Origin of the sequence: Streptomyces sp. NPDC049577 (assembly GCF_040675635.1) — a bacterium.
Classification (GTDB): Bacteria; Actinomycetota; Actinomycetes; order Streptomycetales; family Streptomycetaceae; genus Streptomyces.
The window spans coordinates 1-10,962 of sequence record NZ_JBFAPH010000218.1; the positions used below are offsets into that span (position 1 = coordinate 1).

The window sequence follows — 10,962 nt, forward strand, 5'->3', positions numbered from 1 at the left end:
AGGGCGCGGACCTTCCGGCCGGCGGCCAGGAGTCCGGCCACCACGTCGCGGCCCACGGTTCCGGTGGCGCCGGTGACCAGGATCATCGGGGTTCACCTCGCAGGGTCGGCGCGGGTCCGGGGAGGGCGGGCGGCTGCCAGTCGCCCACGCCGGCCAGGCCGCGCTGGCTCTCGCGCGGGGTGGTCCGCCACATGCGCGCGTTGCGCCGCAGCAGTCGCCAGCGGTGCTCGGTGAGCTTGAACTCGCCCATGCGCCGCGAGGCCTCGGCGATGGCTCCGGCCCGGGGCCGGCGCTGCTCGTCGTAGCGGGCGAGCGCCCGCGGCACGTCCTCGTCCCCGGCGAGGGCGGCGGCGAGCACGACCGCGTCCTCCAGGGCCTGGCAGGCACCCTGGCCGAGGTCGGAGGTCATGGCGTGCGCGGCGTCGCCCAGCAACGCGATGCGGCCGGAGGCGTACGAGGGCGGTGGGACGGCGAGTTCGAGGACGTCGTGGCGCAGGACGCGGCCGGCGGGAGTGGCGTCGATCAGGGCGGGGATCGGGTCGTGCCAGTGGCCGAACCGCCGGCGGACCTCGGCGTGCTCGTCGGGGTGGCGGAGCCCTTCGGGGGTGTTGGCGACGGCGAACCAGTAGACGCGGTCGGCGCCGAGCGGCATGCGGCCGAACTCCAGGCCGCGCCCCCAGGTGCTGCCACCGGGCTCGGTGGCGCCGTCGACGCCCTCGGCGATGCCGCGCCAGACGCTGTGGCCGCTGTGGACGGGCGGCGGCAGGTGCGGCCAGAGGACGGCGCGGATCCTGCTGTGCGTGCCGTCGGCGGCGATGACCACGTCGCCGCGTTCGACGTGCTCGCCGCCGGGGGTGCGGCAGACGGCGGCGGCTCCGTCGCCCAGGTCGAGGACGCGGGTGACCTCGGTGCCGGTGCGCAGCGCGCCGTCCGGGAGGGCCTCGCGCAGGGCGGAGTGCAGGGCGGGCCGGGTCAGCACGGCGAGGGACAGGCCGTGTGCGCGGAGGAACGCGGGGTCGGCCGGGGGCTGGAGGCGGCGCCCGGAGGAGAGCCGCAGGCCCTCTCCCCCGGGTGCCATGGTGGCCGCCCCGGCCCGTACGGCGGGGCCGACGCCGAGCCTGTCGAGGCACCGCTGGGCGTTGGTCAGCAGGGAGATCCCGGCTCCGGACTCGCGGGGCGCGGGAGCGCGTTCGAGGACGGTGACGCGCCAGCCGGTGCGGTGCAGTCCGACGGCGGCGGCCAGCCCGCCGATGCCGCCGCCGACGACGACCGCGTGCCGGCGCGATGTGGGCTCCGCGCGCATCAGCGCAGGACCGCGTCCGCGATCAGGTCCAGGCCGTCGGGGTCGTCGGTGACCGACAGCAGGAACAATTCGTCGCAGCCGGCGGCGGCGTAGGCGTCCACGAGCGCGCGGAGGGCGCCGGGGTCGGTGACGGCGCCGGCCGCGAGGCGCTCGGCCATGGGGCCCATGTAGGCGTAGTAGCTGAGCATGTGCGCGCGGGCGTGCTCCGCGCCGTCGGGGCCGAGCGCGACGTAGCAGTTGGCGCCCATCCTGGGGGTGCCGGTCCGGCCTTCCTCGGCCCACAGCGCGCGGAAGGCCGTGACCTGGTCGGCGAAGCGCTGCGGGGGGCCGCCGGGGGATATCCAGCCGATGGTGTGGCGGGCGGCGCGGCGCAGGCCGGCCGGCGAGTGGCCGCCGCCCCACAGCGGGATGTCGCCGGCGACGGGCCGGGGGCCGGTGCCGGGTGCGGGGCCCTTGCCCTGCCAGACCTCGCGGAGTTCCTGGATCATGGTGTCCAGGCGGCGGCCGCGGGTGGTGAAGCGGGCGCCGGTCGCGCTGTAGTCGTCCTCGCGCAGTCCGGCGGACAGGCCGACCACGAGGCGGCCGTCGGAGAGCCGGTCGAGGCTGGCGAGTTGCTTGGCGAGTTCGACGGTGCTGGGCCGGTAGGCGGGCAGCAGGACGGCCGATACGAGCTTGATCCTGGTGGTGGCCCCGGCGGCGGCCGAGAGCGCGACGATGCTGTCGTAGCTGTCGTAGACGACCCTGTCGGTGACGGTCAGGCTGCTGAATCCGAGCCGGTCGGCGCGGCGGGCGAATTCGATCAGCCGGCCGCCGGCGGCGCCGGGTACGCCGATGGGCAGGCAGACCCCGATGTCCACGGTGTTCCTCCTCTTTTGGGGCTCGTTTGCTTTTGGGCTCTGTTGGGGCTGGGTCTCACGGCGGTACCGGTCAGTCGTCCCGGTCCCCGCCGCGCTGGGCGTGCAGGGCGTCCGCCATCCGCTGTCGCACGGACGGCACCCGGGAGGCCAGGAAGAAGGAGGCGCGCATGCCTGCCAGCGCGACCCGGCCGATGTAGGGCTTGTGGATCGGCTGGTCGCCGCCGGTCTGCTTCTTCGACGCCCGGACGGCGTCGAAGCCGTACCGGATCATCCTGGTCTCGTAGTCGCGGATGGCGTCGTGGAGGCCGAGCCGGCCTTCGCGGTGGGCGGTGAGGTTCCTGGTGAGGAGCGCGGCGTCGCGCAGGGCGGTGTTGGCGCCGACGCCCTGGCCGGGCGTCATGGTGTGGATGGCGTCGCCGAGCAGGGTGATGTTGGTGGTGGGCCACTGCGGGACGGGCACGGAGGTGCGGATGGTGATGGGGAAGCAGGTGGTGGGGTCGCCGAGGGCGAACAGCCGGCGCAGACCGGGGTGCCACCGGGGGGTCATGGCGAGGACGAGGTCGATGAGTTCCTTGCCGTCGCGTCGCATGACGTCGGCGGGGAACTTGTCGGTGGAAGCCCAAAAGCCCCAGTTGATGTAGTCGCGGGTGTTGTCGAACAGCAGGCCGGGCCAGCGGGCGAGGAGGCCGGCGTCGTTGCCGCCGACGCCGTCCTTGACGCGGCCCTCGCGGTCCCACGGGAACTCCATGGTGTGCAGGATGCAGGTGCCGCCCCGGGGGCCGAGGACGAGGCCGATGCCGTCGCGGACGTGCGGCGGCAGCAGGGCCCGCGTTTCCTCGGTGAGAGGCAGTTTGGCGGCGATCGAGACGATCCCGGCGTCCTCGACCCTGGCGTGCGGCAGGTACTGCGCCCGGACGCGGGAGCCGGCGCCGTCGGCGGCCACGAGCAGGTCGCCGGTGTCCTGGGTGCCGTCCGCGAAGTGCGCGGTGACGCGGCCGTCGGGGCGGCGTTCGTAGTGGGTGAACGTCTTGCCGAACCGGATGACGTCGTCCATGCCGGTGAACAGCACCTGACGCAGAGTCATGCGGCTGACGGAGCGTTCGCCGCTCTCGTCCTCGACGGCCGGGCGCAGCGGCAGTTCGAGGCTGGTGCGGAGCCGCTCGGTGAGCATGACGAAGGAGCGGGGCGGTCGGGCGCAGGTGGCCTTGAACGTCTCGTACAGCTCGGGGGGCAGCAGCTGCCGGAGGGCACGGCTGCCGTCGGGGCCGATGCCGACGCGGTAGCCGTGCAGGCCGGCCTCGCGGGTGCGGTCGCGTTCGTACACGGCGACGTCGAAGCCGGCCCGGCGCAGGCCGTGGGCGAGTGCCGCGCCGCCGGTGCCGGCGCCGATGATGAGGACGCGGAAGGGGTTGTCGGTCATCGCGTGTCGCTGCCCCTCGTCGAGGTCGGTGTCGGGATCAGGCCGCGTCCCGCGCGGCCGTCACGGCCAGCTGTTCGAGCCGGGGGACGAGGTGCGCGGGGGCGGGCCGGGAGTGCGTCTCGTCGCGCAGGGCGCGGGCCGCGGCGCGCTCGGGGCCGTCGGCGAGGAGCCGTTCGGCTTCGGCCCGGATCCGCTCGGGCGTGGCCTCGCCGGGAGTCAGCACCTCGCCGGCTCCGGCGGCGACCACGCGGCCGGCGTGCCCCGCGTGGTCGGGCAGCTGGGGGATCAGCAGCTGCGGCAGTCCGTGGGCGGCGGCGGCCAGGACGGTGCCGGCGCCGCCGTGCGCCACGACCAGGTCGCAGGTGCCGAGGAGGTGGTGCAGGGGCGTGTCGGTCACGACCCGTACGCCGTCGGGCAGCGGGCCGGTCAGCGGGAGCTGGGGTGTGGAGACGGCCAGCACGACGTCGGCGCCGAGCCCGGCGACGGCCCGGGCGACCCGGCCGGCCAGGAACCGGTCCCGGTCGAGCTTGGCGATGGTGTGGCCCCAGGTGACGCAGATCCGCGGCCGGCGCCGGGGCTCCGGGGGCGGCGCGGGCAGGGCGCCCGGGCCGTTGTACGGCACATGACGTACCGCCAGATGTTCTTGCTCATGGGGGATCTGCAGCGCCGTGGGCACGGGGTCGACGGTGACGGTGCCGTACGGGTCGGGGTCCTTCGCGCCGTACCGTTCGGCGAGCGGGGCCAGCGCGCCGGGCAGGACGGCGGCGGCGCGCCGCATGAGGTCGGTGCCGTACAGCACGCGTACGGACGGCACGCCGAGGGCCGCGGCGGCGAGCGGCCCGGCGAGTGCGGTCGGTTCGTGGACGACGAGGTCGGGGCGCCAGCGGCGGGCGAGGTCGAGGAGGTCGCCGGTCATCGACTCGGCGTGCGCGAGGAACATCTCCATGGCGCGGGGGCCGCGCCCCGGGGCCGTGGCGGAGGCGTTCCCCGGGTCCGTCGGCAGCAGATAGCCGCGGACCATGCCGACGGCGTCCACGTCGGTGCCGACGGCCGCGCCGGGCAGGCCGCTCGCCGCGATGTCGCCGAGCAGGCCGGGCTGGCCGGCGACCAGCACCTCGTGCCCGGCGGCGCGGCAGGCCCAGGCCAGCGGCACCAGCGCGTACAGGTGCGACGGCCAGGCCCAGGTGGTGAACAGCACCCGCATGTCTTCGTCCCCAGTCTGCTGTCGGTCGGCTGTGGCGGTGGTGCGATCGGGCGGTGGTGCGGTCGGGCGGTGATGCGGTGCGTTCAGGCGCCGGGGTCGTCGTCCGCGCCGGTGCCCGGGCCCTCGACGTGGATGGACCGGGTCGGGCAGCCGCGCCGGGCGCGGAGGAGTTCACGGCGCAGCTCGTCCGGCGGCCGCTCGTCCAGGACCCGTACCCGGCCCTCGGCGTCCTGGTCGAAGACCTGTGGCAGCCGGTAGACGCACAGGCTGCTGGTGACGCAGGTCTCCGGGTTCGCGGTGACGCGCAGGGAGCCCACGGCGGTCACCAGCTCACCGGGACCGCGGTGTAGCCGGCGAGGAAACCGCCCTCGGGCCTCGCCAGTTCCTCCCCCGGCACCGCCAGCCGGAGCTCCGGGAAGCGGCTCAGCAGCCCCTCCATGGCCTCCTGCAACTCCATGCGGGCCAGCGCGGCCCCGGCACAGAAGTGGATGCCCGCGCCGAAGGTGAGGTGGTGGTTGTCGGTGCGGCGGATGTCGAGGGTCAGCGGGTCGTCGAACTCCTCGGGGTCCATGTTGGACTCCTGTGAGAGCAGCACGGTCGAACCCTTGGGGATGACGGTGACGCCGTCGAGCAGTTCGATGTCCTCGACGGCGTAGCGCAGGGTGCCCAGCGAGGTGCCCATGATCTGGTAGCGCAGGAGCTCCTCGACCGCCGACGGAACCAGCGACAGGTCGGCCCGCAGTTCGGCGGTGACCTCGGGGCGGTGCAGCAGGACGGCCATGCTGGTGCCCAGCTGGGAGGCCGTCGTCACGTAGCCGGCGATCAGCAGGGTCTTGACCCAGTGCTGGAGCTGGTAGTCGGTCAGCTTCGCGGGGTCCTCGCGGCTGATCTCGATCAGTTCGCTGATCAGGTCGTCGCCGGGCCGGGCCCGCTTGGCCTCGATCAGTTCGGTGAGGTAGTCCCAGTACTGCCGCCGGCACTCCTCGACCTCGTCGGCCGGCAGCCGGGTGACCGACAGGAAGCCGTCGATCAGGCGCCGGAACTTCGGCCGGTCCTCCGGCGGGACGCCGAGCATGTGGCAGATGACCAGGATGGGCAGCGGGTAGGCGAAGGATTCCATCAGCTCCGCCGGGCGCGGTCCGGCCTCCATGGCGTCGAGCAGTTCGGCGACGATCCGCTTGACGACCTCGCGCAGCGCCTCGATGCGGCGGGCGCTGAAGGCCCGCATGACCACGGCGCGTTCGATGAGATAGCGCGGCGGGTCGTTGTCGATGTTGGGGTCGCCGAACAGGTCGTTGCTGGCCGAGACGCGCGAGGCGCGGCCGAAGGTGTTGCGGCTGAGCCGCTCGTCGGCGAACAGCCGCCGGACGTCCTTGTAGCGGGTGACCAGGAGGGCCGGCTCGCCGCTGGGCAGCGTGATCTCGACCAGCGGCCGCTCGCGCAGGGCCGCCCAGGACTGCGGTATGTCCGGAGCCGGGGCCCACGGAAGGGGGTACCCGACGGGGCACGACGCGCTCATATGTGAACCGCCCTCTCCTTCAAGCGCACTGCTCGCACTGCTGGGAAGGGGTCAGCGTGGGCATCCGGCATTGGGACCGGCTCGAAGGCCGGTCGAGCCCCCGGCGACCGGGTGCGGAGGGCCGGTCCTCGAGCGATCCTCCATCGGCCGCTGCGAGATTCCCCCGGCACGCCTCCTGCGAGGACGGACACGAGGACGGAGTCGACCGATGGAAGCGAGGGCGTCGACCGCTGCGGACGTCTCGACCGCCGCGGGCATCCTGCGCCTCGGCACCGCGTTCTGCGACGCCAAGGCCCTGCTCACGGCCGTCCGGCTGGGGGTGTTCACCACGCTGGACGACTCCCCCGCCACCGCCGGCGAACTGCGCGAGCGGCTGGGCCTGCACGGCCGCGGGCTGCCGGACTTCCTGGACCTGCTGACCGCGCGCGGCCTGCTGCGCCGGGGCGCCGACGGCCGCTACCGCAACGCCGAGGGGGCCGACCGCGCCCTCGTCGAGGGCCGGCCCGAGTCCGTGACCGGCTTCCTGATCGGCGCGGACCTCAATCTGTACGACGTCTACGGCCGGCTCGGCGACGCGCTGCGCACCGGGCGGCCGCAGGCCGACGGCGACTTCACGGGCATGCTCGACGACCCCGAGGCGACCGGTCGCTTCGCGAGCATGATGGACAGCCTGACGAAGGGCCTCGGCCCGCAGCTGCTGGCGGCCCTGGACGCGGCCGGCTGCGGCGGGCCGGGGACCGTCCTGGACGTCGGGGGCTGCCGCGGGCACCTGCTCGGGCAGCTGCTCACCGCCCGCCCGGAGCTCACCGGCCAGGTCTTCGACCTGCCGCAGATGGCGCCGTTCTTCGCCGGGCACATGGCCGGGCTCGGGCTGTCCGGGCGGTCCTCCTTCCACGCCGGGGACTTCTTCCGGGACCCGCTGCCGCCGGCCGACGTCGTGATCCTCGGCCATGTGCTCAGCGACTGGTCCCCCGAGCAGCGGGAGCTGCTGCTCGCCAAGGCGTACGCGGCGCTGCGTCCGGGCGGTGCGGCGCTGGTCTACGACCGGATGCCGGCCGGGCACGACGACGGCGCCGACGGCCCCGAGAACATCGAGAACCTGGTGGCCGGCCTGAACATGCTGCTGGTCACCGACGGCGGCGGCGGGTACACCGCCGCCGAGCTCATGGAACGGGCCCGGGCCGCCGGATTCGCCTCCGCCGCCCGCCGGCCGCTGGGCGACCACGACACGCTCGTGGTCTGCCGCAAGGACTGACCTCGACCCTAGGGAGTGCAATGAGCAGTCGGAACCCGGAGCGCCCGGCGGCCACGGCCGAGTACCTGCCGCTGGCGTTCGGCTTCGCCCTGCACCAGATCGGCGCGACGGTCGCGAGCCTGGGCGTCCTCGACGCGGTGGCCGGCGGCCCCCGCACCGCCGACCAGTTGATCGAGAGCACCGGTGCCCACCCGCGCAGCCTGCGCCGGCTGCTGTACGCGGCCGTCAAGGCCGGGATCCTGGGCGAGGAGGGCGGGGGCTACCGCGCCACGCCGGTGGCCGCGCACTTCGGGCCGCTGTCCGACATGCACGCCGCGCCCCCGGTGTGGCGCGCGTGGGAGGTACTGGAGGAGTCGGTGCGCACCGGGCGGTCCGCCTTCGACATCGCGAACGGCGCCCCGTTGTTCGACCACTTCGAGAAGGACCCGGAGCTGGCCGCCGTCTTCCACGCCGCGATGACGGCCGGCAGCGACGTCCAGTACCCGGCGATCGTCGAGCACTTCGACTTCTCGCGCTTCCGGCACGTCGTGGACGTCGGCGGCGGCCGGGGCACCCTGCTGGCGGCCGTGCTGGGCGCCGACGCGGCACTGCGCGGCACCGTCTTCGACACGGCCAACGGCGTCGTCGAGACGGCCGGGGTCCTCGCGGAGGCCAAGGTCGACGACCGCTGCGACATCGCCGTGGGCTCCTTCTTCGAGTCCGTGCCCGAGGGCGGCGACGTCTACCTGCTGAAGAACATCCTGCACGACTGGAACGACGAGGAATGCGTGCGGATCCTCTCCAACATCCGCGCCGTGCTCCCGCCGGGCGGCCGCGTCGTGGTCTTCACCTCGGTGCTGTCCGAGGGCGGCGACGAGGAGGACCCCGCCGAGGCCCTGGGCGCGGCCATCTCCGACATCGAGATGCTGGTGATGACCACGGGCCGGGAACGCACGCTGACCGAGTACCGGGCGCTGTTCGCCGGCGCGGGCCTGGAACTCACCTCCACTACCCCGCTGCCCTGCCCGTACCTGTACCAGGCGCTGGAGGCCGCGCCCGTCGCGTCGTGACAACCGGCGGAGGGGGAAGGCCTCCTTCCCCCTCCGCCCGCTGCGGACGCGGCCTCAGGCCGCGGTGCGGCGCTCGCGCAGTACCGCCAGCCCCCTCGCCACCTCGAGCAGCGTGATCAGCACCGCCGCCGCGAAGACGAGCCACGGAGTGCCCTCGCCCCGGGACCAGCCAATGATCAGTCCCGCCCAGAGGACGACGGCGGAGGGCAGCACCAGCCGGTTCGAGACGGCACCGGCCCGCGCGGCGGCCCGCTCCCTGCCGTGCGCGCCCAGCACCTCGGCCACCGCGTACGGTCCCAGCACCATCACCATGGCCGCCACGGACCAGTCCAGCCCCGCGCCCCGGACCAGGTCCACGACGACGCTCACGGCCATGACGGCCATCACCCCGGCGAAGACCCAGGACGCGGCCTTGCTCTTCTTCGCGGTGTTCTTCGCGGTCTTCTCCGCGCACTTCTTCGCCACGGCAGATCACCCGGCCCGCGGCACGGGGCGCTCGCCCAGCCGTTCGAGGACGGCGTGCACGCGTGCGCGGGACGCCTCGATCCACTCCTGATCGAGGTCGCAGGAGAGCCGTACGGACGCGAACGCGTTCGGATCGCGCAGTTCGACGGCGCACGGGTCGCCCGACATCCGCACCCGCAGGTAGATGTCCTGGCCCGAGGCCGGCCAGTCGACGGAGTCCGGCTCGCCCTCGTAGATGATGAAGGCTTCGTCGATCCGGTCCAGCGCCTGCGCCCACTCCTCGATGTCCTCGCGGTTCACATACGTGGGGCGGGAGAGGTTGACCAGGTCACCGGAGACCTCCACCGTTGCCACGTAGTACGGGGCTTCCCCACTCTGCGGGTGGACCTCTCCGGTCAGGGTGACCAGGACGTCGTGTCGGTACGCCGCCAGGCGTATCAGTTCCTGTGCGGCGGGCGCGGTGCTTTCGTCGTGCATAGGGCGGCATTCTGCCCTATGCCGGTTGCGCGTCGTCGGCGAGCTCGGTCAGGGCCAGGACGGCGGCGTACTGCTCGGCGCTCAGGCCGAGCGGCTGCTCACCCCGTTCCTCGGACGCGGTGTACAGGTGGCGCTGGGCCTCGGCCCAGGTCCGCAGCACGTTCCGGGCCTCGCCGGGGGTGACGTCGAGGGCGGCGGCGACCTCGTTCCAGGTGGCGCCGAACCGCAGGGCGTCGCGGACGTGGGCACCGCGGCCGTACTCCATCTCGCGGCGGACGGCCTCGCGCAGCGCCAGCACCGCGAGGGCGTCGGCGACGGTGGCCCGCTCCGCCGCGTGCGGGAGCAGGCTGCTGGTCAGCCGGTCGGCGTGCTCCTGGTGCTTCTCGGCCAGCCACATCAGCGGCGTGGCCGGCGGAACGTCGCCGGGGCGGCTGACCCGGAGGTCCCGCCAGTGCTTGTGGGCATCGGTGCTCATGGGGTTCACCCTGTCCCGTATACCCCCTCGGGTATCCGGTCGTCCGGGGCGTCCACCGTGCGGGCGATCGCCCGGCACGGGCGCGGCGGGAGCGTCCCGAGTGCTCCCGCCGCGTCCACGGCCCGGGCCGTTCAGTGCCCGGAAGCCGCCTTGCCGGGGATGTGCGCGACGACGTGCATGGTGTGGAAGGACCCGGCGCTGCGGAAGGGGTGCAGTCTCGCCCGGTGTTCCAGGTGCTCCGGGCTCTGCTCGAACGCGCGGAAACGGGGCTCGTCCGTCCAGTCGCTGACGATGTAGTAGGTCGACTCCTCGTCGGCGCTGCGGGACAGCCACTGGCCGAGGTTGGCGGGGTGCCCGGTGACGGCGTCCGTGCCGGCGTGCCACTCCCGTTCGAACGCGGCCTCCTGGCCGGGCTTGATCTCCATGCGCAGCATGACCCGGAAGATCCGGGGGGCCATCAGGAGATGCCCCCGTCCACGCCGATGGCCGCCCCCGTCACGTAGGACGACAGGTCGCTGGCGAGCCACAGCACTGCGCCGGCCACCTCCTCGGGGCGGCCGAGCCGGCCGAGGGCGGTCTTGCGGCTGTACATGGTGAGGGCCGCTTCGCGCTGTTCGGCGGGCTTGTCGTCGAAGGCCTCGGTGTGGATGACGCCGAGCAGCAGGGTGTTGACGCGGATGCCCCGCCCGCCCAGCTCCTTGGCGAGGGAGCGGGTCAGGCCGAGCTGCGCGGCCTTGGTCGCGGTGTAGTGCGCGCGGAGGGGGACGCCGGCCTCGGCGGCCCGGGAGCCGATGGTGACGACCGAGGAGCCGGCGCCGAGGTAGGGCAGGGAGCCCTGGATGACGAGGTGGGTGCCGGTGAGGTTGACGTCGACGACGCGCTTCCACTCGGCGACGTCGAGTTCGGCGTAGGGGACGTGGCTGATCGTCCCGCCGTTG

14 protein-coding genes are annotated in these 10,962 nt (G+C 74.0%); 2 read left to right on the top strand and 12 right to left on the bottom strand.

The features are described 5' to 3' along the window. From AB0K09_RS22565 to AB0K09_RS22595, 7 genes are all read right to left on the bottom strand, one after another. On the bottom strand, nucleotides 1-86 hold an 86-nt coding region (locus AB0K09_RS22565), incomplete at its 3' end, for an NmrA family NAD(P)-binding protein (protein ID WP_366067187.1). After that, nucleotides 83-1,303: an FAD-dependent monooxygenase gene (locus AB0K09_RS22570; protein ID WP_366067174.1), complete on the bottom strand. Its 1,221-nt coding sequence runs from the start codon at nucleotides 1,301-1,303 to the stop codon at nucleotides 83-85. The genes AB0K09_RS22565 and AB0K09_RS22570, both read right to left, overlap by 4 nt. After that, the gene (locus tag AB0K09_RS22575) at nucleotides 1,303-2,160 is read right to left on the bottom strand and encodes an LLM class flavin-dependent oxidoreductase (RefSeq protein ID WP_366067175.1); all 858 of its coding nucleotides are present in this window, start codon (nucleotides 2,158-2,160) and stop codon (nucleotides 1,303-1,305) included. The genes AB0K09_RS22570 and AB0K09_RS22575 overlap by 1 nt, the downstream gene beginning before the upstream one ends. A 70-nt stretch (nucleotides 2,161-2,230) precedes the next feature. Beyond that, entirely contained in the window at nucleotides 2,231-3,580 is a 1,350-nt protein-coding gene (locus AB0K09_RS22580; RefSeq protein WP_366067176.1) for an FAD-dependent monooxygenase, read from the bottom strand. 37 nt (nucleotides 3,581-3,617) lie between these two features. Continuing rightward, on the bottom strand, nucleotides 3,618-4,784 hold the full coding sequence (locus AB0K09_RS22585; protein ID WP_366067177.1) for a nucleotide disphospho-sugar-binding domain-containing protein: 1,167 nt from the start codon (nucleotides 4,782-4,784) through the stop codon (nucleotides 3,618-3,620). Between the two features lie 83 nt (nucleotides 4,785-4,867). Beyond that, nucleotides 4,868-5,110, bottom strand: coding sequence for a ferredoxin (locus AB0K09_RS22590; RefSeq protein WP_366067178.1), 243 nt, complete (start codon nucleotides 5,108-5,110; stop codon nucleotides 4,868-4,870). Beyond that, nucleotides 5,107-6,303 carry a cytochrome P450 gene (locus AB0K09_RS22595; protein WP_366067179.1) on the bottom strand — a complete coding sequence of 399 codons (1,197 nt, stop codon included), beginning with the start codon at nucleotides 6,301-6,303 and terminating at the stop codon, nucleotides 5,107-5,109. The genes AB0K09_RS22590 and AB0K09_RS22595 overlap by 4 nt, the downstream gene beginning before the upstream one ends. Before the next feature lie 208 nt (nucleotides 6,304-6,511). On the opposite strand from AB0K09_RS22595, the gene AB0K09_RS22600 reads away from it, so the two are divergent. Both AB0K09_RS22600 and AB0K09_RS22605 read left to right on the top strand, forming a co-directional pair. Continuing rightward, a complete protein-coding gene (locus AB0K09_RS22600) occupies nucleotides 6,512-7,558 on the top strand; it encodes a methyltransferase (RefSeq protein ID WP_366067180.1) in 1,047 nt (348 codons plus the stop codon). A gap of 20 nt (nucleotides 7,559-7,578) precedes the next feature. Further along, nucleotides 7,579-8,607, top strand: coding sequence for a methyltransferase (locus AB0K09_RS22605; RefSeq protein WP_366067181.1), 1,029 nt, complete (start codon nucleotides 7,579-7,581; stop codon nucleotides 8,605-8,607). Nucleotides 8,608-8,661: 54 nt separating this feature from the next. Here AB0K09_RS22605 and AB0K09_RS22610 read toward each other — a convergent pair whose 3' ends face one another. The 5 genes from AB0K09_RS22610 to AB0K09_RS22630 all read right to left on the bottom strand — a co-directional run. Then, nucleotides 8,662-9,072: a hypothetical protein gene (locus AB0K09_RS22610; RefSeq protein ID WP_366067182.1), complete on the bottom strand. Its 411-nt coding sequence runs from the start codon at nucleotides 9,070-9,072 to the stop codon at nucleotides 8,662-8,664. A gap of 6 nt (nucleotides 9,073-9,078) precedes the next feature. Then, nucleotides 9,079-9,549 carry a DUF5959 family protein gene (locus AB0K09_RS22615; RefSeq protein WP_366067183.1) on the bottom strand — a complete coding sequence of 157 codons (471 nt, stop codon included), beginning with the start codon at nucleotides 9,547-9,549 and terminating at the stop codon, nucleotides 9,079-9,081. A 16-nt stretch (nucleotides 9,550-9,565) separates the two neighbouring features. Continuing rightward, the gene (locus AB0K09_RS22620; RefSeq protein ID WP_366067184.1) at nucleotides 9,566-10,024 is read right to left on the bottom strand and encodes a hypothetical protein; all 459 of its coding nucleotides are present in this window, start codon (nucleotides 10,022-10,024) and stop codon (nucleotides 9,566-9,568) included. Between the two features lie 131 nt (nucleotides 10,025-10,155). Then, entirely contained in the window at nucleotides 10,156-10,482 is a 327-nt protein-coding gene (locus tag AB0K09_RS22625) for an antibiotic biosynthesis monooxygenase family protein (RefSeq protein ID WP_366067185.1), read from the bottom strand. Then, nucleotides 10,482-10,962 (bottom strand): SDR family oxidoreductase (locus AB0K09_RS22630; RefSeq protein WP_366067186.1); only part of this gene is annotated, 481 nt, incomplete at its 5' end. The genes AB0K09_RS22625 and AB0K09_RS22630, both read right to left, overlap by 1 nt.

Excerpts from the sequence above, each read along its gene's own strand:
- AB0K09_RS22595 (WP_366067179.1), bottom strand. The coding sequence starts at position 6,303 with ATGAGCGCGTCGTGCCCCGTCGGGTACCCCCTTCCGTGGGCCCCGGCT.
- AB0K09_RS22580 (WP_366067176.1), bottom strand. The coding sequence starts at position 3,580 with ATGACCGACAACCCCTTCCGCGTCCTCATCATCGGCGCCGGCACCGGC.
- AB0K09_RS22600 (WP_366067180.1), top strand. The coding sequence starts at position 6,512 with ATGGAAGCGAGGGCGTCGACCGCTGCGGACGTCTCGACCGCCGCGGGC.
- AB0K09_RS22625 (WP_366067185.1), bottom strand. The coding sequence starts at position 10,482 with ATGGCCCCCCGGATCTTCCGGGTCATGCTGCGCATGGAGATCAAGCCC.
- AB0K09_RS22615 (WP_366067183.1), bottom strand. The coding sequence starts at position 9,549 with ATGCACGACGAAAGCACCGCGCCCGCCGCACAGGAACTGATACGCCTG.
- AB0K09_RS22570 (WP_366067174.1), bottom strand. The coding sequence starts at position 1,303 with ATGCGCGCGGAGCCCACATCGCGCCGGCACGCGGTCGTCGTCGGCGGC.
- AB0K09_RS22585 (WP_366067177.1), bottom strand. The coding sequence starts at position 4,784 with ATGCGGGTGCTGTTCACCACCTGGGCCTGGCCGTCGCACCTGTACGCG.
- AB0K09_RS22620 (WP_366067184.1), bottom strand. The coding sequence starts at position 10,024 with ATGAGCACCGATGCCCACAAGCACTGGCGGGACCTCCGGGTCAGCCGC.
- AB0K09_RS22605 (WP_366067181.1), top strand. The coding sequence starts at position 7,579 with ATGAGCAGTCGGAACCCGGAGCGCCCGGCGGCCACGGCCGAGTACCTG.